30 protein-coding genes are annotated in these 25,656 nt (G+C 59.2%); 14 read left to right on the top strand and 16 right to left on the bottom strand.

Annotation, left to right across the window (positions count from 1 at the left end; genetic code table 11):
* The first annotated feature begins 30 nt into the window (after positions 1–30).
* Complete coding sequence (locus ACA056_RS09790; protein WP_283180922.1) at positions 31–885, top strand: LysR substrate-binding domain-containing protein; 855 nt, start codon at positions 31–33, stop codon at positions 883–885.
* Here ACA056_RS09790 and ACA056_RS09785 read toward each other — a convergent pair.
* A complete protein-coding gene (locus ACA056_RS09785; protein ID WP_497272289.1) occupies positions 875–1,624 on the bottom strand; it encodes a sulfite exporter TauE/SafE family protein in 750 nt (249 codons plus the stop codon). The two genes, ACA056_RS09790 and ACA056_RS09785, sit on opposite strands and share 11 nt — an antisense overlap.
* Positions 1,625–1,736: 112 nt before the next feature.
* Here ACA056_RS09785 and ACA056_RS09780 point away from each other — a divergent pair, with 112 nt between their 5' ends.
* The 4 genes from ACA056_RS09780 to ACA056_RS09765 all read left to right on the top strand — a co-directional run bounded on the left by ACA056_RS09780 (position 1,737) and on the right by ACA056_RS09765 (position 5,039).
* Positions 1,737–2,693: a LysR family transcriptional regulator gene (locus tag ACA056_RS09780; RefSeq protein ID WP_403141515.1), complete on the top strand. Its 957-nt coding sequence runs from the start codon at positions 1,737–1,739 to the stop codon at positions 2,691–2,693.
* Positions 2,694–2,762: 69 nt separating this feature from the next.
* Positions 2,763–3,224: a MarR family winged helix-turn-helix transcriptional regulator gene (locus tag ACA056_RS09775; RefSeq protein WP_497273507.1), complete on the top strand. Its 462-nt coding sequence runs from the start codon at positions 2,763–2,765 to the stop codon at positions 3,222–3,224.
* A 347-nt stretch (positions 3,225–3,571) separates the two neighbouring features.
* Positions 3,572–3,991 (top strand): organic hydroperoxide resistance protein, encoded by a 420-nt coding sequence (locus ACA056_RS09770; protein WP_497272287.1) that lies wholly within the window; start codon positions 3,572–3,574, stop codon positions 3,989–3,991.
* A gap of 34 nt (positions 3,992–4,025) precedes the next feature.
* Positions 4,026–5,039, top strand: coding sequence for an alpha/beta hydrolase (locus ACA056_RS09765; protein WP_497272285.1), 1,014 nt, complete (start codon positions 4,026–4,028; stop codon positions 5,037–5,039).
* A gap of 66 nt (positions 5,040–5,105) precedes the next feature.
* On the opposite strand, the gene ACA056_RS09760 is transcribed toward ACA056_RS09765, so the two are convergent.
* Positions 5,106–5,675 carry an elongation factor P gene (locus ACA056_RS09760; protein WP_032626910.1) on the bottom strand — a complete coding sequence of 190 codons (570 nt, stop codon included), beginning with the start codon at positions 5,673–5,675 and terminating at the stop codon, positions 5,106–5,108.
* A 48-nt stretch (positions 5,676–5,723) separates the two neighbouring features.
* Complete coding sequence (gene earP, locus ACA056_RS09755) at positions 5,724–6,881, bottom strand: elongation factor P maturation arginine rhamnosyltransferase EarP (protein WP_497272282.1); 1,158 nt, start codon at positions 6,879–6,881, stop codon at positions 5,724–5,726.
* A gap of 124 nt (positions 6,882–7,005) precedes the next feature.
* Between earP and ACA056_RS09750 the strand changes: the two genes are divergently transcribed.
* On the top strand, positions 7,006–7,416 hold the full coding sequence (locus tag ACA056_RS09750; RefSeq protein WP_497272280.1) for a hypothetical protein: 411 nt from the start codon (positions 7,006–7,008) through the stop codon (positions 7,414–7,416).
* 14 nt (positions 7,417–7,430) lie between these two features.
* A complete protein-coding gene (locus ACA056_RS09745; RefSeq protein ID WP_102616313.1) occupies positions 7,431–7,913 on the top strand; it encodes a GreA/GreB family elongation factor in 483 nt (160 codons plus the stop codon).
* A gap of 9 nt (positions 7,914–7,922) precedes the next feature.
* Here the strand turns inward: ACA056_RS09745 and cysB are convergent, their stop codons facing one another.
* From cysB to ACA056_RS09720, 5 genes are all read right to left on the bottom strand, one after another.
* Positions 7,923–8,897 (bottom strand): HTH-type transcriptional regulator CysB, encoded by a 975-nt coding sequence (gene cysB / locus ACA056_RS09740; protein ID WP_109633635.1) that lies wholly within the window; start codon positions 8,895–8,897, stop codon positions 7,923–7,925.
* Positions 8,898–9,044: 147 nt separating this feature from the next.
* Entirely contained in the window at positions 9,045–9,548 is a 504-nt protein-coding gene (locus tag ACA056_RS09735; RefSeq protein ID WP_008148547.1) for a universal stress protein, read from the bottom strand.
* A gap of 94 nt (positions 9,549–9,642) precedes the next feature.
* Positions 9,643–10,548, bottom strand: a complete 906-nt coding sequence (locus tag ACA056_RS09730) for a 5'-nucleotidase (RefSeq protein ID WP_497272277.1) — start codon at positions 10,546–10,548, stop codon at positions 9,643–9,645.
* Between the two features lie 25 nt (positions 10,549–10,573).
* A complete protein-coding gene (locus ACA056_RS09725; RefSeq protein WP_497272275.1) occupies positions 10,574–11,530 on the bottom strand; it encodes a putative 2-dehydropantoate 2-reductase in 957 nt (318 codons plus the stop codon).
* Positions 11,527–11,913, bottom strand: a complete 387-nt coding sequence (locus ACA056_RS09720; protein WP_497272273.1) for a thioredoxin family protein — start codon at positions 11,911–11,913, stop codon at positions 11,527–11,529. Before ACA056_RS09720 ends, ACA056_RS09725 begins: the two co-directional genes overlap by 4 nt.
* Between ACA056_RS09720 and ACA056_RS09715 the strand changes: the two genes are divergently transcribed.
* Together ACA056_RS09715 and ACA056_RS09710 are read left to right on the top strand one after the other, a co-directional pair.
* Positions 11,912–12,355 (top strand): PilZ domain-containing protein, encoded by a 444-nt coding sequence (locus tag ACA056_RS09715; protein WP_497272271.1) that lies wholly within the window; start codon positions 11,912–11,914, stop codon positions 12,353–12,355. The genes ACA056_RS09720 and ACA056_RS09715 overlap by 2 nt on opposite strands.
* Before the next feature lie 128 nt (positions 12,356–12,483).
* The gene (locus ACA056_RS09710; protein WP_007899930.1) at positions 12,484–13,560 is read left to right on the top strand and encodes a 3-deoxy-7-phosphoheptulonate synthase; all 1,077 of its coding nucleotides are present in this window, start codon (positions 12,484–12,486) and stop codon (positions 13,558–13,560) included.
* A 72-nt stretch (positions 13,561–13,632) separates the two neighbouring features.
* Here ACA056_RS09710 and ACA056_RS09705 read toward each other — a convergent pair whose 3' ends face one another.
* Complete coding sequence (locus tag ACA056_RS09705; RefSeq protein WP_008057026.1) at positions 13,633–13,920, bottom strand: GNAT family N-acetyltransferase; 288 nt, start codon at positions 13,918–13,920, stop codon at positions 13,633–13,635.
* Positions 13,921–14,559: 639 nt separating this feature from the next.
* Between ACA056_RS09705 and oprI the strand changes: the two genes are divergently transcribed.
* Complete coding sequence (gene oprI, locus ACA056_RS09700) at positions 14,560–14,811, top strand: outer membrane lipoprotei OprI (protein ID WP_002553018.1); 252 nt, start codon at positions 14,560–14,562, stop codon at positions 14,809–14,811.
* A gap of 124 nt (positions 14,812–14,935) precedes the next feature.
* On the opposite strand, the gene ACA056_RS09695 is transcribed toward oprI, so the two are convergent.
* From ACA056_RS09695 to ACA056_RS09685, 3 genes are all read right to left on the bottom strand, one after another.
* Positions 14,936–15,907, bottom strand: a complete 972-nt coding sequence (locus ACA056_RS09695) for a L,D-transpeptidase family protein (RefSeq protein ID WP_282376525.1) — start codon at positions 15,905–15,907, stop codon at positions 14,936–14,938.
* Positions 15,908–16,009: 102 nt separating this feature from the next.
* Complete coding sequence (locus tag ACA056_RS09690) at positions 16,010–16,303, bottom strand: hypothetical protein (protein ID WP_003226812.1); 294 nt, start codon at positions 16,301–16,303, stop codon at positions 16,010–16,012.
* A 56-nt stretch (positions 16,304–16,359) separates the two neighbouring features.
* Positions 16,360–16,965 (bottom strand): arylesterase, encoded by a 606-nt coding sequence (locus ACA056_RS09685; protein ID WP_497272263.1) that lies wholly within the window; start codon positions 16,963–16,965, stop codon positions 16,360–16,362.
* A gap of 10 nt (positions 16,966–16,975) precedes the next feature.
* On the opposite strand from ACA056_RS09685, the gene ACA056_RS09680 reads away from it, so the two are divergent.
* Genes ACA056_RS09680 through greB form a run of 3 tightly spaced genes read left to right on the top strand, consistent with a single transcriptional unit; the run spans position 16,976 to position 20,695 of the window.
* Positions 16,976–17,659 (top strand): ABC transporter ATP-binding protein, encoded by a 684-nt coding sequence (locus tag ACA056_RS09680; RefSeq protein WP_008148510.1) that lies wholly within the window; start codon positions 16,976–16,978, stop codon positions 17,657–17,659.
* The gene (locus tag ACA056_RS09675; protein WP_497272260.1) at positions 17,659–20,163 is read left to right on the top strand and encodes an ABC transporter permease; all 2,505 of its coding nucleotides are present in this window, start codon (positions 17,659–17,661) and stop codon (positions 20,161–20,163) included. Before ACA056_RS09680 ends, ACA056_RS09675 begins: the two co-directional genes overlap by 1 nt.
* A gap of 34 nt (positions 20,164–20,197) precedes the next feature.
* Complete coding sequence (gene greB, locus ACA056_RS09670) at positions 20,198–20,695, top strand: transcription elongation factor GreB (RefSeq protein WP_129436988.1); 498 nt, start codon at positions 20,198–20,200, stop codon at positions 20,693–20,695.
* Positions 20,696–20,713: 18 nt separating this feature from the next.
* Here greB and ACA056_RS09665 read toward each other — a convergent pair whose 3' ends face one another.
* The 3 genes from ACA056_RS09665 to ACA056_RS09655 form a co-directional block, all read right to left on the bottom strand.
* Positions 20,714–21,022 carry a class I SAM-dependent methyltransferase gene (locus ACA056_RS09665; RefSeq protein ID WP_497272258.1) on the bottom strand — a complete coding sequence of 103 codons (309 nt, stop codon included), beginning with the start codon at positions 21,020–21,022 and terminating at the stop codon, positions 20,714–20,716.
* 247 nt (positions 21,023–21,269) lie between these two features.
* On the bottom strand, positions 21,270–21,704 hold the full coding sequence (locus tag ACA056_RS09660; RefSeq protein WP_497272256.1) for a DoxX family protein: 435 nt from the start codon (positions 21,702–21,704) through the stop codon (positions 21,270–21,272).
* 103 nt (positions 21,705–21,807) lie between these two features.
* A complete protein-coding gene (locus ACA056_RS09655) occupies positions 21,808–23,229 on the bottom strand; it encodes an MltF family protein (protein WP_497272254.1) in 1,422 nt (473 codons plus the stop codon).
* A 235-nt stretch (positions 23,230–23,464) separates the two neighbouring features.
* Here ACA056_RS09655 and ACA056_RS09650 point away from each other — a divergent pair, with 235 nt between their 5' ends.
* Positions 23,465–24,271 carry a TatD family hydrolase gene (locus ACA056_RS09650; protein WP_497272252.1) on the top strand — a complete coding sequence of 269 codons (807 nt, stop codon included), beginning with the start codon at positions 23,465–23,467 and terminating at the stop codon, positions 24,269–24,271.
* Positions 24,272–24,328: 57 nt separating this feature from the next.
* Here the strand turns inward: ACA056_RS09650 and ACA056_RS09645 are convergent, their stop codons facing one another.
* Entirely contained in the window at positions 24,329–25,558 is a 1,230-nt protein-coding gene (locus tag ACA056_RS09645) for an acyl-CoA dehydrogenase (RefSeq protein WP_497272250.1), read from the bottom strand.
* Between the last annotated feature and the right edge of the window lie 98 nt (positions 25,559–25,656).

Here is a 25,656-nt window from a genome sequence, read left to right as displayed (position 1 = left end):
TCTGATGTAACACATCTCGGAGATTGATGAATGTCTGCCTACCCGAGTATCGACACCGAAGTGCTGCGCACCTTTGTCGCCATCGCCGACCAGGGCGGTTTTACCCGTGCCGGCGAGTTGGTCAACCGCACTCAGTCCGCCGTGAGCATGCAGATGAAGCGCCTGGAAGAGGATGTGTTGCAGCGTCAATTGTTCCAGCGCGACGGACGGCAGGTGCGGCTGACGGCCGAGGGCCAGGTATTGCTCGGCTATGCCCGGCGCATCCTCAAGCTACACAGCGAGGTGTTCAATACGTTGCGCGAGCCGCACATGGTTGGCATGGTGCGCATCGGAACGCCGGACGATTACGTGATGCGTTTTTTGCCGGGGATTCTGCGGCGATTTGCCCAGACGTATCCGCTGATCCAGATCGAGGTGCATTGCGAATCATCAAAACAATTGCTGCTGCGCCAGGACCTGGACTTGACCATCGTCACCCGCGAGCCGGGCAACGAAATCGGCCAGTTATTGCGCAAGGAGCATTTTGTCTGGGCCGAGGCGCAATGCTTCAGCGCCCATGAGCAAACACCGCTGCCACTGGCGATGTTCAACAGTGATTGTTTCTGCCGCTTATGGGCCTGCAATGCGCTGGACGCCATGGGTCGCGATTACCGCGTGGCATACAACAGCGACAGCCTGTCGGCGATCATGGCGGTGGTCAGCGCCGGACTGGCCGTCACCGCGCAACTCGAAAGCCTGATCACGCCCGACATGCGCATTCTCGGTGAAGCTGAAGACCTGCCGATTTTGCCCGAAGCCAGCATCATGCTGGTGCGCAACCTGCACAATCCGTCGCCGATCACCGAGTGCCTGGCCGAACACATCGTCGAAGGCTTCAAACTTTAAGGGCGAGCATCACCGCGCAGAGCACCAGAAAACCACAGAACAACCCACGCAGCAGTCGCTCCGGCAGCGCGTGGGCGATTCTCACGCCCCAACTGATGCTCATCAGCCCGCCGACCGCCAAGGGCAGGCCGATCATCCAGTCCACCTGATGGTGCACCGCGTAAGTCACCAGCGTGACGCCAGTACTCGGCAACGCCAGCGCCAGCGACAAACCCTGCGCAACCACCTGACTGGTGCCGAACAGGCTGGTCAGCACCGGAGTTGCCACCACCGCCCCGCCCACGCCAAACAACCCGCCCATGGTCCCGGAGGCGGCACCGAGCACGCCCAGCCATGGCCATGAGTAATTCATCTGCGCCGACGCCGGCGCGTTGGCGCAGAACATTCGCACCAGGTTGTAGGCCGACAGAGCAATCAGGAACGCGACAAATCCGACGCGCATGGTTTGCGCATCAATGCCCACCGCCCAGATCGAACCGATCCAGGCGAAACAGAACCCCATCGAAGCCAATGGCAGCGCGTGGCGCAATTCAATGCGATTACGCTGGTGATAACGCCACAGCGCCAACATCACGTTGGGCACCACCATCACCAGCGCCGTGCCCTGGGCAATCTGCTGATCGAGGCCGAACAACACGCCCAGCAACGGGATCGCGATCAAACCACCGCCAATGCCGAATAATCCACCGAGGGTGCCTAGGGCAGCGCCAAACATCAGGTACATCAAAAACTCAATCACAGGCGATTTTCCCTTCACGTCAGGCTATTCATCCTACGCAGTCGGCGCTGGTGGGGAAACGCACAGCAACGCACAATGGCTGTGCCAACTTCGCATAAGCACCGACAACACCATGAACCCCAATCAATTAACCGAACAACTGGGTCTGTTCCTCGATGTGCTGGAAACCGGCAGTTTTTCCGCCGCGTCCCGCCGCCACCCGCTGACCCCGTCGGCGGTGGCGCGGCGCATCGACAGCCTAGAAAGTGCCGTCGGCAGCCAGTTGTTCATTCGCAGCACCCACGCAGTGCGCGCTACCCCGGCGGGTTTGGCGTTTGCCGAGCGCGCGCGGCGGATCGTTGCTGAACTGCGGCTAGCCAGGGCTGAGGCGGTATCCTTGAGCAGCGCACCGGAAGGCTTGATTCGGATCGATGCACCGGCAGCGTTCGGACGGCGACATCTGGCGCCGGTGATTGCCGACTTTCTAATGCTCTACCCCGGCCTCGACGTGCAGTTGCACTTGATCGACAGTTTCGTCGACATGCAGGGTTTGAATCTGGGCAAGGTCGATCTGGTGCTGCGCGCCGGGCAAATGGCCGATACCCGGTTGGTGGCCACGCCGCTGGCGAGCATGGTGCGCATCGCCTGCGCCAGCCCTGGGTATTTGCAGCGACGTGGTGTACCGACCGACCCGGCGCAGCTGATTGAGCATGATGGCCTCGACTGGGATGGCCTGGCCCCGCCGTTCGCCTGGCGTTTCGAGCGGGACGGGCAGATGCACTTGCACCGCCCGGCGCGCATCCGCATGAGTGCCAACAATGCCGAGGCTTTGGTCTGCGGCGCATTGGCCGGGCTGGGTATCGCGCACTTGCCAACCTGGCTGACCAGCGAATACCTGTTACGCGGTGAACTGCTTCCGCTGTTCTGCGAACACGGCCTGCCACCACCGGAAACGACCGGCATTTATGCCTTGCGTCTTGAGCAACAACCCAACCCCCGCAGCCGCTTATTGCTGGAATACCTGAAGACCCGCTTCAGCCCGATCCCGCCGTGGGATCTGGCCCTGCAAAGTACCCTCGACCGGCACTAGGCTAGAATTGTCTGGTGCATTAAAGATTCGCCCGCTAGATTTATGACGATCACTGATCAAGGCTTCGAAATGACCACCGAGCGCAACACCCCGGATAACTGCGACGACCTGCTGCTGGATAATCAGGCCTGCTTCGCCCTGCACTCCACCTCGCTGCTGATGACCAAGGTCTACAAGCCGCTGTTGCAAGCACTGGGCCTGACCTATCCGCAATACCTGGCGATGATGGTGTTGTGGGAACAGGACGGTTTGACCGTAGGCGAAATCAGCACACGCCTGCTGACCGATCCTGGCTCACTGACGCCGTTGCTCAAACGCCTGGAAGTCGAAGGTTTACTCAGCCGCACCCGCAGCCGTGAAGACGAGCGAGTAGTGATTGTCGAACTCACTGAACAGGGTCGTGCATTGCGGGAGCGCGCGCGCGGTATTCCCCAGTGCATCCTCGGCGCCAGCGGGATGACGCTGGAGAGACTGCAGAAACTGCAAGCGGAGCTGCAAGCGCTGCGCAGTAATCTGCAGGACAGTCTCTAATCTCCAAACCATCAAAAATCCCCTGTGGGAGCGAGCTTGCTCGCGATAGCGATCTGACATTCAACATTGATGTTGACTGACACATAGCTATCGCGAGCAAGCTCGCTCCCACATTTGTTTTGGGGTGTCCCTCCGACCTCGTTCCCTCCCGTCAAAAAAATCTTCCGCTGAAAATCCTGCCGCGACCGCTCTAACTCAATACATCCAATCAGCGCCCCCTCCTCAAACCAAAACCTTCTCAAAAAATTATCTTGCGCGCCAAATATTCGCGAGCTACATTTATCTCGCACTTACTTAGCGCGCAAACATTTAGCGCAAAACAACCAAACCCGAATGAGGCTCGCACCATGCAAACTCTCTACACCGCTATCGCAACTTCCACCGGCGGCCGTGACGGTCGTGCAGTTTCCAGCGACAACATCCTCGACGTGAAACTCGCCACACCCAAAGAACTCGGTGGTGCCGGCGGCGCAGCGACCAACCCTGAGCAACTGTTCGCAGCCGGCTACTCCGCCTGCTTCATCGGCGCACTGAAATTCGTCGCCAGCCAGACCAAACGCAAAATCCCGGACGACACCTCGATCACCGCTCATGTCGGCATCGGCCAGATCCCTGGCGGTTTCGGTCTGGACATCGACCTGCACGTCAGCTTGCCAGGGCTTGAACAAGCCGACGCACAAAGCCTGGTCGACGCCGCACACCAGGTCTGCCCGTACTCCAACGCCACCCGTGGCAACGTCGATGTGCGCCTGCACGTTACCGTCTAACCGCTGATTCCCAGGCCCGAACCAGGAAACGAACATGCGCACTTTCAGTAAAGTCTTGACCGGTACCCTTCTCGCCTTGTCCATTAACAGCGCGTTTGCAGGTGAGGGTGTTGAACACAACACCCAGGCGTTCCTCGACGTTCTGAATGCCGGCACCGGCAAACCGATGGAACAACTCACGCCTGAAGAAACCCGCGCCGTGCTGGTCGGCGCGCAGGCCGGGGTGAAACTGACGCTGCCAAAAGCCGATGTCAGCGAGAAGACCATTCAAGTCGACGGCCAACCGATCAACCTGACCATCGTTCGGCCGGCCGGGGTCAAAGGTCCGCTGCCAGTGTTCATGTTCTTTCACGGCGGTGGCTGGGTGCTGGGGGATTTCCCGACCCATGAACGTCTGGTTCGGGACCTGGTTACCGGTTCGGGGGCGGCGGCAGTGTTCGTCAATTACACCCCGTCGCCGGAAGCGCATTACCCGGTGGCGATCAACCAGGCTTACGCCGCAACCAAATGGGTGGCCGAGCACGGTAAAGAGATCAACGTCGACGGCAAACGTCTGGCCGTGGCCGGTAACAGCGTCGGTGGCAACATGGCGGCAGTGGTTGCGCTGATGGCCAAAGACAAGGGCACACCGGCGATCAGGTTCCAGGTGCTGCTGTGGCCGGTGACTGACGCCAGCTTCGAGACGGCGTCCTACAACCAGTTTGCCGAGGGGCACTTCCTCACCAAAAACATGATGAAGTGGTTCTGGGACAATTACACCACCGATGCCAAACAGCGGAACGAGATCTACGCGTCGCCGCTGCGGGCGACCACCGCGCAACTCAAGGGCCTGCCACCTGCCCTGGTGCAGACAGCCGGCGCCGACGTGTTGCGCGATGAAGGCGAAGCCTACGCCCGCAAACTCGACGAAGCCGGCGTGCCGATCACCGCAGTGCGCTATAACGGCATGATCCACGACTACGGGTTGCTCAACGTGGTGAGCCAGGTGCCAGCGGTGCGTTCGGCGATGCTTCAAGCCTCTGAAGAGCTCAAGCAACACCTGAAATAAGCGGTAAATCGCAGGTACAAAAAAGCCCGACTCAATGGTCGGGCTTTTTCATTCCTGAAGCAGTGCTTATTTAGCACGGCCTTTGTAGGAACCGCCTTCGCGGGTATCGATCTCGATTCTGTCACCGATTTCGATGAAGTCAGCAACTTGCAGCTCAGTACCGTTGCTCAGCTTGGCAGGCTTCATCACCTTGCCGGAAGTGTCGCCGCGAGCCGAACCTTCGGTGTAGTCAACTACGCGCACGATGGTGGTCGGCAGCTCTACGGAAACCAGACGCTCTTCGAAGAAGATCGCTTCGCAAACATCGGTCATGCCTTCTTCAACGAAAGGCAGAACGGCTTCGATGTCTTCAGCGTTCAACTCGTACATGGTGTAGTCGGTGGTGTCCATGAACGTGTAGGTGTCGCCGCTGATGAAGGACAGGGTCGCTTCTTTGCGGTCGAGGATTACGTCGTCCAGCTTGTCGTCGGCGCTGTAAACGATCTCGGTCTTGTAGCCGGTCAGCAGGTTTTTCAGCTTGGTCTTCATGATCGCGCTGTTACGACCAGACTTGGTGAATTCAGCTTTCTGAACCAGCCAAGGATCGTTTTCGAGACGGATCACGGTACCGGGTTTCAGTTCTTTACCAGTTTTCATTGCGAATATCCGAATTTGGATGGGATTTACAAAAATCTAGGCCGCGTATCATATCCAATTTACATAAAACTGTACCAGCGCTGCGGCAAGATCTGCCTGCAAAGCCTGTTCCAGACACCACGCTTCGGCGTGTTTTTGCAGTTCTGGCCAGTGTTTTCGGGTCGATTGCCAGTGCCCGGTCATATTGTCACCCGCATTCCACGCGCGCCAAAGACCGCTGATCGCCTCGCGGGCAGGCTCGGACAAGCCTTTGGTGTACAGCGCGAGGAAGGCGTCGAGCTTGTCCAGGTGGATGTCTTCGTCCTGCTGATAGATGTGCCAGAGCAGCGGCCGGCCCGCCCATTGCGCGCGGACAAAGGAATCTTCTCCGCGCACGGCGTTGAAATCGCAGCACCACAGCAACAGGTCATATTGGTCCTGTCGGACGAACGGCAGCACTTGCACGGTCAAGGCATCGCGCACATGCACCGCGCCGGCCACCAAACCGTCCACACCGAGCCAACATTCGACATCCCCAAGAATCCGACCTTCGGGCACCAGCAGATGCGTGGGCGTCGAGTCGGCAGCCATTGCCTCGAGCCAACTGGCCAGCCCATTATTTTCGTAGGCAAATAGCGAGATCAACTGCGCACCTTGCGCGCGATCAATCCCTAAACCTTGCAGGAATTCTCGCTGGGCCTCGGGGTTTTGCTGAAACTGCTGACGACGCTCAAGCAATCCGCTTTCACGCAGCAAGCCACCGGTGCCCTTCTGAAATCCCGGAAAGAAGAAGAATTTTTGTACGCTCTTATATTTCACCGACGGCAAGCCGTGGCAGCCGACGATCCAGTCCTCGGCACTCAGATAGTCGAGATTCATCCACAGCGGCGGTTTTTCCCGCTCGGCCATGGCCTCCATGTAAGCACTCGGCAATTGGCACGCGAACGCGGCGATCACCACATCAGCGGCTTCAGTGGGCTGCCAGTCGGCCGTCCACTGACGCACTTCGACGCCCTGCTGCCATTGCTGTGAGGCGTTGATGTCAATGTCCGGGCACAAGCGCTCGAAGGCCCGCAGATCATCGACCCACAAACGCACCGCCACCGAATGTTCGGCCACCAGTTGTCGCGCCAGACGCCAGGTCACGCCGATGTCACCAAAGTTGTCGACTACCGTGCAGAAAATATCCCAGCGCCAGCAGTTTTTTACTTGAGGCATTTCAGGCATTCCAGGCTCCCGTTGGCAAAGGCGCCGATTGTCCTCATAAATTACCCCGTGCAGAAGAGCCGACGGCGATTAATCTTCATGCGACAATCGCCACTTGCCCGCGACCACCCGCCAGGAGGCAGCCATGCCCTACCGTCCCAACCCGCGCCGCCCGTTGCCGATCCAGCTCAACGCCTTGCAACTGACCGGCAGCATTGCCCTGGGTATGTGGCTGGGGTTTATCGCGATCGCACTGACGTGCTGGCTCGCCTCCCGACTGTTGTTCAGCGAGCAGCTGGCGCCCGTGGCTGAAGCCGTGCAGCAACTGGTCAAGCCACCGGTGGTGGTGCAACCGGCACCGGATATCCCACCGCAGAGCCCGTTGTTCGAACAGTACGAAGAGAACCTGCGCAAGAACGAGCAGCAGCAAAGGCTTGATCAGGCGCGCAGCAACAACCGCAATTTATCGAACCCCAAATGCCAGTTCTGGTTGCAGCAGGACCAGACTGCACCGAGCGAAAAAAGCCGCGCCAACGTCCAGCAATTCTGCGATTGATCAAGAAGCTCTCTATGCACAAGCCGACCGTCCACCAACTGATTCTCGACAAACTGCGAATCGACCTTGACATCGCCGAGCGCGCCGCACAAACCGCTTACGAAACCGCGACCCACGAAGAAAACATCGCCGAGAACAAGTACGACACACTGGGTCTGGAGGCGTCTTATCTGGCAGCCGGGCAAGCCAAACGGGTGGAAGAAATCAGGCATTCACTGACGCTTTGCCAGAACCTGACGCTACGACCTTATGACGATCAGCGCGGCATCGAAGTTGGTGCCCTGCTCGGTCTGGAAGACGAAAAGGGTCGTGAGCAATGGTTGTTTCTGGCCCCCGACGCGGCGGGTTTGAAGGTCGATGTGGTGGGGCAATGGATTACCGTCATCACCCCTCGCTCGCCGCTGGGCAAGAGTCTGCTGGGCAAGTTCGAAGGGGACGAGGTGGAGATTCTGGTGGCAGGTGCTCGGCAACAGTTTTCTGTTACCGAGGTGGTCTAGCGCGGGAGATCAATGCACCGGCAGTTCGACGCCGTCGAACAGCTCTTCCAGTTCCTGCTTGTTGTGGCACTGGATGGCCTTGGCCATGACTTCGCGGGTCAGGTGCGGGGCGAACTTCTCGATGAAGTCGCACATGAAGCCACGCAGGAACGTACCGCGACGGAAACCGATTTTAGTAATGCTGGATTCGAACAAGTCGCTGGCATCAAGCATGACCAGATCGCTGTCGAGTTTGGCATCGACCGCCATTTTCGCCACGATACCCACGCCCAGACCCAGGCGAACGTACGTCTTGATCACGTCGGCGTCGGCGGCGGTAAACACCACTTTCGGCGTCAGGCCGCGATGGCTGAACGCTTCGTCGAGTTTCGAACGACCGGTGAAACCGAATACGTACGTCACGATCGGGTATTCGGCCAGGGCTTCGAGGGACAACTTCGACAGCTTGGTCAACGGGTGACCCTGAGGCACAACTACGCAGCGGTTCCAGCGATAGCACGGCATCATCACCAGATCACCGAACAGCTCCAGCGCTTCGGTGGCGATGGCGAAATCGACGGTGCCGTCAGCGGCCATTTCAGCGATCTGCATCGGCGAACCCTGGTGCATATGCAGGGCAACGTCCGGGTATTGCTTGATGAAATTGCTGATAACCGGTGGCAACGCATAACGCGCCTGGGTGTGCGTGGTGGCGATCGACAGGGTGCCTTTCTTCTCGTTGGAGAATTCCTGGGCGATCTGCTTGATGCTTTCAACCTTGCGCAGGATCTCGCCGGCGGTAGTGATAATGCGCTCGCCGGCCGGGGTGACGCGGGTCAGATGCTTGCCGCTACGGGCGAAAACCTCAACCCCCAATTCGTCTTCCAGCAGACGGATCTGCTTACTGATGCCCGGTTGCGACGTGTAAAGGCTTTGGGCTGTAGCGGAAACGTTGAGGTCGTGGTGCGCCACTTCCCAGATGTAGCGCAATTGTTGAAGCTTCATATGAATCCCTCAAAGCAGGTAGACGCCACGGGCATCAGCGACGGTATATAACTATATTAATGGTTTGAAGAATAAATCTAGAACTTTTTCATCGAACTGCCACTATTCGTGTTCTAGTGTCCTGCCTAGTGAATACGAGGCAGGACACTAACGATCCCCTTGGCGACGACGCTCCACCAGCGGCACCAGATAGACCGGTACCCGAGACAGTTGCAACACCCGCGCTGCAGTCCGGCCCAAAGGCGTTTCCGCGCCAGCACCATGGCTATGACTACCTACGATCAACAAATCCACGGAGAGTTTCTGCGCCTGGTCGAGAATCACCTGTGACGGATCACCCTGAAGCACCCGCACTGCTTTGATCCGCTCCAGGTCCTGCTCCCCTTCATCCCCCAATTCTTCACGAAAGCTGTCGAGCACCCGCTGCTCGATATTGGCAATCACCGTGTTCAAGCCCTGACTGTGAAACTCGTTCAACGACTGCTCATCGAGGTAACTCTGAAGCACCGACTCGGCAAACAGCCCCATCGGTTCAACGGCGTGCACCACGTAGAGATCGGCATTGAATGTGCGCGCCAGCGCCAAGGCATGCTGCATTACCAAAGGTGCGTACAGGCCGAGGTCAGTGGCGTACAGCATCGAATGAATCATATGACCTCCTTGAGTGCCAACATGGCGGAGATTGATTCAGCTTAGCAGTGCCTTGGCGAGTACGACGTCCCGCGTAACGCGTTGAACCGCGGGCTTAAACCTTTTGCTCGTTGCTTATGCCGTGCGGCACGTGGCCGGTGGCGACCACCTCGCGGGCCAACTCGCAATGACCCGCCTGATCGTCGAAAAACACGTCGGCGGCAAAGGCTTCGAGAAACGCCGACTTGGTCAGGCCGCCGAGAAACAGAGACTCGTCCAGACGAATGTCCCATTCGCGCAAGGTACGGATCACTCGCTCATGGGCGGGCGCCGATCGCGCGGTCACCAGCGCGGTGCGGATCGGACAGGCGTCTTCCGGGAACTCGCGTTGCAACAGATTGAGGGCGGCGAGGAAGCCTTTGAACGGCCCGCCGCGCAAAGGCTCGCGGGCGGCTTCACGCTCGCTGGCCTGAAACGCTTCCAGACCACCGGACTGATAGACGCGTTCCGATTCGTCAGAAAACAGCACCGCGTCACCATCGAAGGCAATACGCAATTCATCACTGGCCGCACGGCTGGCGCCACCCGACAGAATGGTCGCCGCGGCGAACCCGGCATCCAGTGCACTGCGCACGTCTTCGGCATGCGTCGAAAGAAACAGGTCACAGCCGAACGCCTTGAGGTACGGATAAGGACTGCGCCCGCCGACAAACGCCGCGCGGGAAATCGCCAGGCCATAGTGGTGGATCGAATTGAAAACCCGCAGGCCGGTGTCGGCACTGTTGCGCGACACCAGGATCACCTCGACCCGGGCGCGGCCCAGGCTGGTGTTCAAGTTGAGGAGTTTCTGCACCAACGGGAATGCATCACCGGGCTCGAGGATTTCGTCTTCGTGTTCGATCTGATATTGCCGATAGGCCTCGACACCGCCCGACAGATAGACCTTGTGGCTTTCGCTCAGGTCGAACAGCGCACGGGAAGAAATCGCCAGCACCAGTTTGTCGTCGATAGTTTTTGCCATGCCCTTCCCCCTCAGGATGATCGACTCAGGTGTTACGTCGATCGATAAAACTCAAACTTCGATACAAGGCTTCGATTCGCGGCAACTCGCACCCTGCGGCCTTGGCTGCCGCCAGTGGCCGGGCGTAAATCGCATCCAGCTCAAGCGGTCGTTTGTGCAGAAAATCGTGGTACATGCTCGGCCAATAGTCCGGCATTTTCTCGGTCACCATGAACAGATGATCGGCATAACCGGCCGGTACGTCGTGACCGCAGGCGATTGCTCCCTGAACCACTTCAGCCATCAGAGACTTGATCAATTCCCGACTGTCGGCATTGGCCATCAACGGCGTGGTGCTTGCCCCGAGCAGAACCGACAGACCGTTGTAAGGGATATTCCAGACCAGTTTTTGCCAGCGCGCCTGATGCAGGTTCGCCATGGCCTGGGAGTCGATGCCGGCGGCGCGGAACAGCCCGGCGCCCTCCTCGACAATCGCCATGCGCGCCTGCTCATCAGCTGCAGGGCCACTGTGATAGCCAACATTCACCACGCCAAGCGCCTGATGGGTGATGACGCCTGGTCCGTCGCGATGAACGCAGATATAGCAGAGCCCCCCGAGCACGTGCAGCGAATCAGGGAGCAAAGCTCGCAGACTGTCTTCAACGTCCAGGCCATTTTGCATCAGCAGCACTTTCGCATCGGGGGTGGCGGCTTGAATGATCGTCGGTGCAAGCTGCGCGTTACTGGTGGTTTTCGCGCCCACCAGCAACCAGTCACAGGGCGGCATGTCTTCGGCCGTCGAATACGCCTGAACCGGATTCAACGTCAGCGCGCCGTGCACCGCACTGTCGAGCTTCAACCCTCGCTCGGCCACCGCCGAAAACTCACTGCGTAACAGAAAATGCACATCGAAACCGGCACGCGCCAGCATCAACCCGTAGAAACCGCCGATCGCGCCGGTTCCGATAATACCGATTGTCGGTTTGGTCACTGCCCCCATCATGGCAACTCCTCTGCAATTCGACTCAACGCCTGACCCACGGCGTCATTGAGCTCGGTGCGGGTCAGGCGCGATTTTAGTGCCCCGAAGAATTCACCGTCGCGCACCACAAACAGCGCCGGCAAATAAAAAACCTGATAACGATCGACCACCCCGCCATTGTTCCCGGCATCGATCCAGCACAGCCGATCGACCTCCAGATCGAGTCGTGGCAATTGCTCACGGGCAAAACGGCAACTGGCGCAGCCGACGCTGGTGAAAATGACCAGCGACACACCGCTCATCGCCAGCAGCCGTTGGTCGGCGTCGAAATCAGTCAGTTCCAATTCGACCACTATACTGGGTGGAACAATGTCAGATGGCTGACACATGGAGTCCGTGTTCATGGGACGTTTTATTCCTCACCCTGACGATGTGCCCGTCGAATTAACGTTGCTCACACCTGAATGCATTTCGCGGCAACAGCTGCACACTATCAGCCTCGGGGGCATGGCTTGCAATTATCACCGGGCGTGGCGCCACGGTACGGCACTGGAAGTGCGCATGCCGACCTTAAACCCCGACTTGCGCTATCTGGGCTATGTGGCCTGGTGCCTGCGACGCAAGCGCGGCTATCTGGTAGGCATTGCCTTTGTTGACGAGCAGATGATGTTCAGTGCCCGGATGGGCGAGCAGGTTTGCCAGATCGAACGTTACTGTCGCCTGCATGACGCGCACGACGACCTGCAGGAAACTCAAGCCCTGGCCCTCGAATGGGTCCAGCAGCACGCCGACGAGTTCTCTCAAGACACGGTTCGCAAGGCATTTGCACAGGCCGTGCTGGATTAAACCGGTGTCTGCCCATTGTCGAGCCACGGTGTAACGCGCTAAGGTTCTGCTCCCCGACGCGCTTAATTTGCTGTGCTCCGCCGCGCGGGTTCGCTGGCGGCCGGCACCCGTGACCTGACGAGTAAACGATGGCTGATTTACCGATCAACGACCTAAACGTCGCCTCCAACGAGACGCTGATCACTCCCGATCAGCTCAAGCGTGATATCCCTCTGAGCGACGCTGCCCTGCGCACCGTCACCAAGGGCCGCGAAGTCATTCGCAACATTCTTGATGGCACCGACCACCGCCTGTTTGTTGTCATCGGGCCTTGCTCGATCCACGACATCAAGGCTGCCCACGAATACGCCGAGCGCCTGAAGGCGCTGGCGGCCGAAGTGTCCGATACCCTGTATCTGGTCATGCGAGTGTATTTCGAGAAGCCACGCACCACCGTCGGCTGGAAAGGCTTGATCAACGATCCGTACCTGGACGACTCCTTCAAGATTCAGGACGGTCTGCACATTGGTCGTCAATTGTTGCTGGACCTGGCCGAGATGGGCCTGCCGACCGCAACTGAAGCCCTCGACCCGATCTCCCCGCAGTACTTGCAGGACCTGATCAGCTGGTCGGCCATCGGTGCGCGCACCACCGAATCCCAGACTCACCGTGAAATGGCCTCCGGCCTGTCCTCGGCCGTCGGCTTCAAGAACGGCACCGACGGCGGCTTGACCGTCGCTATCAACGCCCTGCAATCGGTTTCAAGCCCTCACCGCTTCCTGGGTATCAACCAGGAAGGTGGCGTGTCGATCGTCACCACCAAGGGCAATGCCTACGGTCACGTGGTACTGCGCGGTGGCAACGGCAAGCCGAACTACGATTCGGTCAGCGTCGCGCTCTGCGAGCAAGCGCTGAACAAAGCGAAGATCAAGCCGAACATCATGGTCGATTGCAGCCACGCCAACTCCAACAAGGACCCGGCCCTGCAACCGCTGGTGATGGAGAACGTCGCCAACCAGATCCTCGAAGGCAACCAGTCGATCATCGGCCTGATGGTCGAAAGTCACCTGAACTGGGGCTGCCAGGCGATTCCGAAAGACCTCGCCGACCTGCAATACGGCGTGTCGATCACCGATGCCTGCATCGACTGGACCGCCACCGAAAACACCTTGCGCAGCATGCATGCCAAGCTCAAGGACGTGCTGCCGAAACGCGATCGCAGCTGATCACTTTTCGCCGCACAAAAAAAACGCCGGGCTTGACCCGGCGTTTTTTTATGCGTTCGATTCTTTGAAAGGTTACTGGCTCAGCTTGGCTGCATGCCGCTGGTGGCGCTCCATGTAGCGTTCCACGTAGGAACACGATGGAATGACGGTGTAACCCATTTCTTCAGCGTACTCCAACGCCTTCTCGGTCAAGGCTGCCGCAATACCGCGACCACGCAGTGCGTTGGGCACAAAGGTGCGATAGATATCCAGGGTCTGTTTCCCCAGATCCATATAGGTCAGGTAGGCACGATGACCGTCCACATTGGTCTCGAACTGATGACCAGCCTGGTCATGGTGGATGGACAACGCCTCGCTCATCACTACTCCTCGCGGGTCTGGAATTCTGACCCCTACCTTACCGATGTTTTTCCGGCGAAGGAACATCTACGCCACCCCGTGCCTGAATGGACACCGAGAAGAGCTGCACCAATCTCGCGCAACCGAGCACGTATCAAATAGTAGGCACTATTGGCAGAAATGCTCAAGGTACGCTCGTCATCACGCTGGTGGCGGGGGTGCTGCTCCGGGTTACGCAGAGACGGCTCGACCAAGATCTCTGAAGGTCGACAGCCTGAACATTGCCGGATGTTGAGACTTAAGACGAGCGCCCGTTGTTAAAGTCACCTGAACATGGAGAAAGATATGAGAGGCGCCACGCAAAATCCGAACAAAAGTGTGGACGAATCCATCTAGGCAGACTTTAGCCAATACGGAGAAAAGAGCCCTGCGCTCGCGGAACTTTTCTTTGGCGGCTCGCTCAGCTCGGGCCTCCCAGCTGGATATTTTTTAAACAATGCAGTTAAAAGTTGCTCGAAAAAGAATCAACGCCTACAATTTTTTTGGCTTCTTGCTTTACGTCAGTTTACTTACGACAAGTAATGGGTAGTATGTACGCCGGCTATTTCCTCACTCTGAGGAGACAGCTAACTTAATAGAAAGTCCTTGAAGGGGAACACGATGAACAACGTTCTGAAATTCTCTGCTCTGGCTCTGGCCGCAGTTCTGGCTACCGGTTGCAGCAGCGTATCGAAAGAAACCGAAGCACGTCTGACCGCTACTGAAGACGCAGCAGCTCGCTCCCAAGCTCGTGCAGACGAAGCTTACCGTAAAGCTGATGAAGCTCTGGCTGCTGCTCAAAAAGCACAACAGACTGCTGACGAAGCTAACGAGCGTGCTCTGCGCATGCTGGACAAAGCTAGCCGCAAGTAATAATCCTTCGGGATTGTTATCAAGCCGACCCATTTTTTGGGTCGGCTTTTTTATTGCCCGCTATTTCGTACCGGCAATAAAAAACCCGCCGATGCGGTCAGCATCGGCGGGTTCCTTTCAAGCATTACTGCAACGGGTCGATCGGTGCACTCGTCACCATCGGCGCCGAGGAGTTCGGCACTCCGATTTCCACCGGCAGACCATCTTCGGCGGCAACCACGTCGCGGACCACATCCCAGTTCATGCGCAGGTTGTTGGTGATGTCCTCACGCTTGAGCATCGCGTTGATCACCGCAGTGTGTTTGTCGACCACAGAAGGGTTGCCTTTGTCGTCCAGCGGAGTGTGCGCTTCCAGATACACCTTGCCGCCACTGACACCGAACTTGTACGGGTCGCTGATAATGCGCACCGACGTCCCTACCGGCACCATGCCCGCCATTTCCAGCACGTTGTTATTGAACATGCGGAAGCAACCATGACTGGTGCGCATGCCGATGCCGAACTTCTTGTTCGAACCGTGGATCAGGTAGCCCGGCGTGCCCAGCGTGAACTTGAACGGCCCCAGCGGGTTGTCAGGGCCGGCAGGCACCACGTTCGGAAGCGGATCGCCATCGGCAGCGTGTTCGGCCTTGATCGACGCTGGAGGGGTCCAGGTCGGGTTCGGCGTCTTGGCGATGATGCTGGTATGGGCAATCGGCGAGCCCCAGCCTTCACGGCCGATACCCAGCGGGAAGGTGTACACCACGTTCCGGCCTTTCGGGAAGTAATAGAGGCGGTACTCGGCCAGGTTGATGACGATGCCTTCACGCGGACCCGGCGGCAGGATGAAGCGTGTTGGAAGCACCACTTCGGTGCCAGCGCCCGGCAGCCATGGATCGACGCCTGGGTTGGCCGCGACCATTTCCGAATAGCCCAGATCGTAGGTGGTGCCAAGGTCAGCGAAGGTATCTTCGTACTTGGCCTTGATCACCTGGACCTGACCGATGATGTCTTCACCGGGCGGTGGCAGGGGCAGCTCCAATGCTGCTACGGGACCCGCCACACAGAGGGCGGCGAGAGACAGGTAGCGGGTGACGGCAGGAAAGCGCGGCAACATCCGGAAAATCCTTCGCATGATCGACAAGGGTATAAAAACGGGATTGTACACCGGCATCTGGAAAATCGGGGAGTTGACCGATAGCAAGCAATCTATCGAGATCTAAAGCTCGAAACGCAATTCCGGCCAGATCGGCGATGTGCCGCGTTTTTGCGATTCCAGAATGGCCCGGCACAGCGAGCACAGGCGCTGATCCTGGAACACACGGCGATCGACGCTCGACCAGCGCGGTTGTGCTGGCAACAGGCTGCCGCACAAGGTGCGGTCCGCCGAGCCGCCCAACTCCAGTTGACGGGTCACCAGATGTACCCGCACTTCCTGGCAGGCGAACAGATCCAGCTGTTCGTCAGGCTCGATCAGTTGGTAGGCAAAAAGTGACCAGGCGGGACGCGGCATCGGGGGCTCCAAATCGGGGGCGCCACCTTAGCCGAAACACCGCCGCTAGAAAAGCGTCAAAGCAGCGGTTTCAGTGTAGGCCAGACATTTTCCAGCAACTTGTCCTGAGCCCCGGCAGTCGGGTGCAGGCCATCGGCTTGCATCAAGTCCGGATGACCGCCTACGCCGTCGAGAAAAAACGGCACCAGGGGGATCTTTTTCTCCTCGGCCAGTGTGCTGTAGACCTTCGCGAAGGCCTCGGTATAACGAACGCCGTAGTTGGGTGGCAATTGCATGCCGAGCAGCAGCACCTTGGCGCCACTGGCGCGGGAGCTGTCGATCATTGCTGCAAGGTTTTGTTGCAATTGCGTTGGCAGCAATCCGCGCAGGCCATCGTTACCGCCCAACTCGAGGATTACCAGCTCAGGCTTATGCTCTGCAAGCAGCGCGGGCAGGCGCGCCCGGCCTCCGGCGCTGGTGTCGCCGCCAATGGACGCATTGACTACCTTATCGTCGAAACCTTCGCGCTTGAGCCGGTCCTCAAGTAGGGAGACCCATCCCAACCGGGTATCCAGCCCGAAACCCGCGCTGATACTATCGCCAACGATCAGGACTGTACCCGCCGCTGCGTTCTGGGCCATGCACATCAAGGCCAGGCCAGCACTCAAAAACCACACACGCATCGGATTCTCCATGGGCGCAAGCATTCTCACCGCGAAGAACCTCAGCAAAGTGGTTCCCAGCGCGGAAGGTGAACTGACTATCCTGCACGAACTCAGCCTGAAACTGAACAAGGGCGACAGTCTGGCCATCGTCGGCGCCTCCGGTTCCGGCAAATCCACCCTCCTGGGCCTGCTCGCCGGTCTCGATCTGCCGAGCAGCGGTGAAGTCACGCTCGCCGGGCAAGCCCTGAGCAATCTCGATGAAGACCAGCGCGCGCGCATCCGCGCCGAGCATGTGGGTTTTGTCTTTCAATCGTTCCAGTTGCTGGACAGTCTCAATGCCCTGGAAAACGTCATGCTGCCGCTGGAACTCGATGGCCGCAAGGACGCCCGTGAGCGCGCTACCGAACTGCTGCAACGCGTCGGGCTGGGCCAACGGCTGACCCATTCGCCCCGTCAGCTCTCCGGTGGTGAACAGCAGCGCGTAGCCATTGCCCGAGCCTTTGCCGCCGAGCCCGATGTGCTGTTTGCCGACGAACCCACCGGCAACCTCGATAGCCATACCGGCGAGCGCATCAGCGATCTGCTGTTCGAACTCAATCAGGAACGTGGCACGACTCTGGTGCTGGTGACCCACGATGAACGACTGGCACACCGCTGCCGGCGCCTGATCCGCCTTGACGCCGGCCTGCTCGTCCCGCCTCTGGAGGTTTAATGGCACGCCTGCCGCTGTTGCGCCTGTTCAGTCTTGCCATCCGCCAGCTGCTACGCGACGCCCGCGCCGGTGAGTTGCGCGTGTTGTTTTTTGCCTTGCTTGTGGCCGTTGCGGCAAGTACCGCCATCGGCTACTTCGGCGCCCGCCTGAACGGCGCCATGATGCTGCGCGCCACCGAGTTTCTCGGTGCCGACTTGCTGCTTGAAGGCAGCTCTCCCGCGCGACCCGAACAGATTAAAAGCGGCACGGAGCTTGGGCTCGAACACGCTCAGGTGGTGGAATTCTCCAGCGTCATCGCCACTGACAACGGCATTCAGCTGTCCAGCATCAAGGCGGCCGACGACGTTTATCCGCTGCGTGGCGAACTGAAAAGCGCCCCGGCGCCCTTCGCCCCGGAAGAACCCGGTGGCGGACCGAAACCCGGTGAAGCCTGGGTCGAAGCACGACTGCTGACCGCGCTGGACCTGAAGATCGGCGACAGCATCGACGTCGGCATTCGAACCCTCAAACTGGCGCGAGTGCTGACCTACGAACCGGACCGTGCCGGCAACTTCTACAGCCTCACGCCGCGCGTGCTGATCAACCTCAGCGACCTCGCCGCGACCGGCGTGGTGCAACCCGGCAGTCGGGTCAGTTACCGCGAACTCTGGCGCGGTAAAGCCGAGGCGCTGGAAACCTATCGTCAATTGATCAAACCCGGCCTGGCCGCCAACCAGCGTTTGCAGGATGCCCGCGATGGCAACCGACAGATCGGCGGCGCGTTGGGCAAGGCCGAGCGTTACTTGAACATGGCCAGTCTGGTGGCGGTGCTGCTGTCTGGTGTGGCGGTGGCGCTGTCGGCGACGCGCTTCGCCACCCGCCGGTTCGATGCCAGTGCATTGCTGCGTTGCCTGGGGCTGTCCCGACGGGAAACCATGGTGCTGTTCAGTTTGCAGCTGACGGTGCTCGGATTGCTCGCCAGTATCAGCGGCGCGCTGATCGGCTGGTTCGCGCAGTTGGGGCTGTTCGCGCTGCTGCATGATTTATTACCGACCGACGTTCCACCGGGCGGTCTGTTTCCTGCCATTGCCGGGATCGGCACCGGATTGGTGGCGTTGGCCGGTTTTGCCTTGCCGCCACTGGCGGCACTGGGCCGGGTTCCGCCATTGCGGGTATTGCGTCGGGACATGCTGCCGATTCCTTCCAGCACCTGGATGGTTTACGGCGCGGCATTGGGCGCCCTCGGGCTGATCATGTGGCGTCTGAGCCTGGATCTGGTGTTGACCTTCGCCCTGCTCGGTGGCGGTGTGATCGCAGCGCTGGTACTTGGCGGCTTGCTGTTACTACTTCTGAAGAGTCTGCGCCGAATGCTGGCGCGCGCCTCTTTGCCATGGCGCCTCGGGCTGGGCCAATTGCTGCGTCACCCACTGGCGGCCGCGGGGCAATCCCTGGCCTTCGGTTTGATTCTGCTGTCCATGGCGCTGATCGCATTGCTGCGCGGCGAGTTGCTGGACACCTGGCAGAACCAGCTACCGAAAAACGCGCCTAACTATTTCGCGCTTAACATTCTGCCGGCGGACAAACAGGCGTTCATCGATCGCCTGATCAAACTGTCGGCACAATCGGCGCCGCTATACCCGGTGGTACCTGGACGGCTGATCAGCGTCAACGGCGAGCCGGTACAGGAAATCGTCAGCAAGGATTCGGCCGGTGATCGAGCGATCCAGCGTGATCTGAGCCTGACCTGGGCGGCGGATTTGCCGGCGGGCAACAAACTCACTGCGGGTAACTGGTGGGCCGAACAGACGCCGGACGAGATTCCCGGCGTATCGGTGGAAGGCAAAGTCGCCGAAAGCCTGAAGCTCAAGCTCGGCGATCACATGGTGTTTACCGTGGGTGGCGTCAATCGCGAAGCGAAAGTCACCAGCCTGCGGGAGATCAACTGGGACAACTTCCAGCCTAACTTCTTCATGATCTTCCAGCCCGGCACGCTGAAGGATCTGCCGGCGACCTACCTGACCAGTTTTTATTTGGCGGCCGGTCATGATCAGCAGATCGTGGATCTGTCGCGAGCCTTCCCGGCGGTGACCATCTTGCAAGTCGAAGCCTTGCTCGAACAGCTGCGCAGCATCCTCGCCCAAGTCACCCTTGCGGTGGAATACGTGTTGTTGTTCGTGTTGGCGGCGGGGATGGCTGTGTTGTTTTCAGGCTTGCAAGCGACGCTCGATGAACGCATTCGCCAAGGTGCCTTGTTGCGAGCGCTGGGGGCCGAGCGGCAACTATTGGTCAAGGCCCGGCGGATCGAGTTCGGTTTGCTGGGGGCGGTCAGCGGATTGTTGGCAGCGCTGGGTTCGGAACTGGTGAGTATGGTGCTCTACCGCTACGCCTTCGACCTGCCGTGGCACCCGCATCCGTGGTTGTTGGTGCTGCCACTGATCGGTGCGGTGCTGATCGGGGGCGCCGGTGTGTTCGGTACTCGCCGTGCGCTGAACGCCAGCCCCCTGACAGTCTTGCGCGAGGGTTGATAGACTCAAGCTCTCTCTATCACAAGAAGTTGCCATGAGCCGTTATCGCCCTCCCCGCACCGCTGGCACCGCGCTGATCACCCCCGAAGGTGAAGCGCGGATGCGGGCCGAGTTTCATGAGCTCTGGCATGTTCGGCGGCCGCAGGTGACACAGTCAGTCAGCGAGGCCGCGGCACAGGGCGATCGCTCGGAAAACGCCGAATACACCTACGGTAAAAAGATGCTGCGCGAGATCGACAGTCGCGTACGTTTTCTCACCAAACGGCTGGAAGCGCTCAAAGTCGTCAGCGAAAAACCGAGCGATCCGAACAAAGTTTATTTCGGCGCCTGGGTCACGATTGAAGACGAGGACGGTAAAGAGTCGCGCTATCGCATTGTCGGGCCGGATGAGCTGGACCTGAAGCTGGGTCTGATCAGCATCGACTCACCGCTGGCCCGCGCCCTGATCGGCAAGGCGCTGGACGCCGAGGTTCGGGTCCAGACACCGACCGGTGAACAGTGCGTGTATATCGTGGCGATCGACTATCTTTGAACCGCAGCGTTTAAAGCCTCAACGGCGGGTAATCAGCCCCTGCCGGGCAACGCGAGTCAATTGCCTGATCACTTCGGGGGCATCCTCGAGGCTGGGCGATTGAATCACCGCCAGATCGAAACTGTCGCTGGCAAATCGAGCCAGCGATTCACCCTCTTCGACAAACTGGATCAGGAAGGCCGCAGGCCCACCGGTGCGACGTGGCCAGCCGTCGAGATAACGCAAGAGTGTCGGCTGATGTTTGCCGCCAAGCAGGATTTTTGGATTGCGCTGGGTGAGGTGTGCCGTGATCGGCGCGGGGCGTATAACAGGGCTTAGTGCATTCATTGTGTCGTGTCTCTGCCTCAAAAGTCTGCATGGCAGGTGAGAGGCAACACCGAACCAGCGCTTTAGCGGTATTTCGAAGCCTGCTTCAGGCTTCTATCGGCAACTGTATGAGTCACCTGGCGCCCCGCAAGTAGCTGTTTAAATCGGCGCATGGGCAGCATCCTAGAGAAGCTGACCGGACAGTGTCAAGAATGACGAGCAACAAAAAGGCCCGCGCAATGCGAGCCTTTTCATTGAGCCAGAGCGGTCAGCCAGCGATAGCGCGGTCAGCCGAGAGCTTGCCTGCGCCTTCGATCAGCACCGCGATGCTGCCGCCGAGCAGGGCCAGGGCGAATTCATAACCGTTGTTGGCCATGAACAGACCGTGGCTGATATGCACGGAAAAGATTGCGACCAACGAGAGAAAGGTCAGTCCCAGCGCCGCCGGGCGTGCCAGCAGACCGATGATCAAGGCCAGACCGCCGAAAAACTCAGTACCGCCCGCCAGCGTCGCCATCAGATAACCCGGTGCCAGACCGATACTTTCCATGTACTGCGCGGTGCCGGCCAGGCCGTAACCGCCGAACGCCCCAAAGAGTTTCTGCGAGCCGTGGGCAGCGAAGATGATGCCGACGAAAATCCGCAAGACAGTCAGGCCGTAGCCAGCGCGGGTAAACAGTACCTTGTTGATCAGTGTGCTCATGCTGTGTCATCCGTTGTCAGTGTGTGTTGGTTGGCCGCTATATTAATCAGTAAATCTCATGTTATAAGCGCAATATATTCGCCATAACAATCAGTTTATTCGATTACTTACGTGAGGCAACTTTCTGCCCCTGGGGCTCCAACGACTCCCGCTCCCGATCGAACGCCAGGTAATACTTGTTCACGCTATTAACATAGCTGACGGCGCCCATTCCCACCTGCTCCATGGCGATGCGTTCGACCTGGAAAAACCACTGATTGGGATTCAAACCGCGCCGACGAGCCTCGGCACGCATGCCCTGAACCCGCTCCGGCCCCATGTTGTAGGCCGCCAGCACGAACGCCATGCGCTCGCGCTCGTTGAGTTTGGGGCTGGCAAAGAACTTGCGACGAATCATCGCCAGATACTTCGCCCCGGCCTGCACATTGGCGTCGAGATTCTGAATGTTGTTGACCCCCACCCGCTGGGCGGCGGACGGGGTGATCTGCATCAGGCCGGTAGGGCCGCTGCCACTGCGGGCATTGGGTTGCAGGGCCGATTCCTTGAACGCCAGTGCCGCAAGGTTCAACCAGTCCATGCCTTGGGCTTCCGCGTGTTTCTGCAGCACCGGCCGAAGTTTCTCGAGGCGCTGCCGATCAGCCTTGGCCAATGGATAGTGCACTTGATACAGACGTCGATAGATCCGCAGGAACGCGGCATCCTGATCCGACGGTTTTTTGTAACCGGTCAGGAAGCGATCAATGCTCGCGCGCAACATTGAGGCGTCGCGGCGCACGAACCAGAACTCTTCGCCCGGTTCACTGATGAGCACCTGCCGATCGAAACGCAATTTAGGCAGAATCTTGCCCCAGCGTTCGGCAATGGGTTGTTCGACGATCGTCAGGTGAAAGATTCCGCCCTGGACCATCTCCAGCACATCCTCGACCGCCAGACTGGGATCAACCCACTCGATGATCACCGGTGGCAGTTTGAGCAACGCGAGCTTTTGATTGATCTGACTGACCGCGTCCCCGGCGGCACTGCCGGTGGGTAACGCCAGGGTTTTGCCGGAGAGTTGTTCGAGACGGGTGTAACGTCGCTCGCCTTTGATCCCGACCAATATCAACGGGATATTGCTGGCAAGCGGTGCACTGGTGCTGACCGCGTGACCCGGTTGCAGGTCCAGCAATTCCCCCGGTGCGACCAGATCACCCTCGCCGCGCTGCAAAGCGCCGATCAGTTGATCCTTGCCCTTGGGAATGATCTTGAGGGTAATTTCCTGACCGTCACGGGTGTGACCGTTGAGGTATTGCTCGAAGGCACGCAAGCGGTGGTACTCAACACCGATGGCCTGGCCCTGGACTTCGCCGGAACTGTTGCGGCTCTGGTTGACCAACACGCGCAGCACGCGACTGCTGCGGATTTCCGCCAAGTCGCGCGCTTTGGTCGAAGGCACGGCTTGCAGCGGCCCGGCGAGACGCGCAACCGCCGGCATCGGCAGCAGCAACGAGCAACACAGCAGTAGCAAAACCGAGGGACGTATCATCCACTCTCCAGAAAGAATACTGGGCCGATCTCAAGAATTTTCATGAAATCGAACGACAGAAACAGAGCGCCTTGAGCGCTGGCAAAGTGCGAAAGACTGGCACAGTGATGGCACCTTAGCCACCCTGACCTGTCTCGCGGCATCAAGAGACAGCTTTAACTCGTTGTAGTTCTTGGCTTTTCTTATAAATCTACAGCTCTGATATGCTTTCCGGCCTTTGGTCCGAGGTAGCACCATGCAACTCATCGATATCGGCGTCAACCTGACCAACCCCAGTTTTGCCGACAAACACCAGGCTGTACTCGACCGTGCCTACGCTGCCGGGGTCTGCCAATTGGTGCTCACCGGCACGAGTGTCGAGGGCAGCGAGCAGGCGCTGGAACTGTGCCGGCAACTGGACGAAACGGCTCAACGGCTGTTCGCCACAGCCGGCATTCACCCCCACAGCGCCAGCGACTGGAACGCCGACAGCGCCCAGCGTCTGCGCAGTTTGCTCAAGGAGCCGAACGTCGTGGCGGTGGGTGAATGCGGGCTGGATTTCAATCGTGATTTCTCGCCGCGCCCGCAGCAGGAAAAAGTCCTCGAAGAGCATCTGGCGATGGCGGTCGAGCTGCAATTGCCGGTGTTCCTCCACGAGCGCGATGCCAGTCAGCGCTTGCTGGAGATCCTTCGCGATTACCGTGATCAGTTGCCGGCCGCCGTGGTGCATTGCTTCACGGGCGAAAAGAAGGCGCTGTTCAGTTACCTCGATCTGGATTTGCACATCGGCATCACCGGCTGGATCTGCGATGAGCGCCGGGGCACGCACCTGCATCCGTTGGTGAAAGAGATCAAACCGGGACGGCTAATGCTGGAAAGCGATGCGCCGTATCTGTTGCCGCGCAGTCTGCGACCCAAGCCGAAGAATGGTCGCAACGAACCGGCGTATCTGACCGAAGTGTTGCGGGAATTGGCGTTGCATCGCGGGGAGAGCGAGGAAGATCTGGCTGCTCACAGCACGGCGTGTGCGCGAGCGTTCTACGGGTTGCCTTCTGTTGATTGATGCAGCCTCAACGCTATCGCGAGCCTGATCCAGGCCCGCGATACAAGCGTCGCGGTCTTAGTGACTGCTGCGCATCATCTCTTTAGGCACGTACTTGCCGATCTCGAACTTGCCGATCGCCGCGCGGTGCACTTCGTCCGGGCCGTCGGCCAGGCGCAGGGTGCGTTGCATCGCATACATGTAGGCCAGTGGGAAATCGTTGGACACCCCTGCCCCGCCATGGATCTGGATCGCCCGGTCGATCACCCGCAAGGCCACGTTCGGTGCGACAACCTTGATCTGAGCGATTTCGCTTTTCGCAATCTTGTTGCCGACGGTGTCCATCATGTACGCCGCTTTCAATGTCAGCAGCCGTGCCATGTCGATTTCCATCCGCGAATCGGCGATTTTGTCGATGTTGCCGCCCAGACGTGCCAAAGGTTTACCGAATGCAGTACGGGTTACCGCCCGTTTGCACATCAGTTCCAATGCACGTTCGGCCATGCCGATTGAGCGCATGCAGTGGTGAATCCGACCCGGGCCAAGGCGACCCTGAGCGATTTCGAAGCCGCGTCCTTCGCCCAACAGGACGTTTTCGTACGGCACGCGGACGTTTTCGAACAGCACTTCGGCGTGGCCGTGAGGTGCGTCGTCGTAACCGAACACTGGCAGCGGACGAACGATCTTCACCCCCGGGGCATCCGCCGGCACCAGAATCATCGAGTGCTGCGCATGACGCGGCGCATCAGGATCGCTCAGGCCCATGAAGATCAGAATCTTGCAGCGTGGATCGCAAGCGCCTGAGGTCCACCATTTTTTGCCATTGATCACCCACTCGTCGCCATCACGCACGGCGCGGGCGGCCATGTTGGTGGCGTCGGACGAGGCCACGTCCGGCTCGGTCATGGCGAACGCCGAGCGAATCTCGCCGCGCAGCAGCGGCTCGAGCCAGCGCTGCTTCTGCTCTTCGTTGGCGTAACGCACCAGCACTTCCATGTTCCCGGTGTCTGGCGCAGAGCAGTTGAACGGCTCGGGGCCCAGCAGCGAACGGCCCATGATTTCGGCCAATGGCGCGTATTCGAGGTTGGTCAGGCCGGCGCCGAGTTCGGACTCAGGCAGAAACAAATTCCACAAACCTTCAGCCTTGGCCTTGAGTTTGAGCTCCTCCATGATTGCGGTCGGCTGCCAGCGATCGCCCTCGGCGACCTGGCGCTCGAACACCGCTTCGGCGGGGTAAACGTAGGTGTCCATGAACGCGGTCACGCGCTCACGCAGTTCTTGCACCTTGGGCGAATAAGCGAAATCCATGGGCAGCTCTACCTTTTAACGGAGGGTTTTGATGAGTTGTTCAGGTCATGCAATCGATGCTAGAACAGCTACGAAAATTTACCTAGCCTATTCTCGGC

This window comes from Pseudomonas sp. LBUM1666 (assembly GCF_059695775.1).
This window is presented reverse-complemented; position numbering and strand designations above follow the sequence as displayed.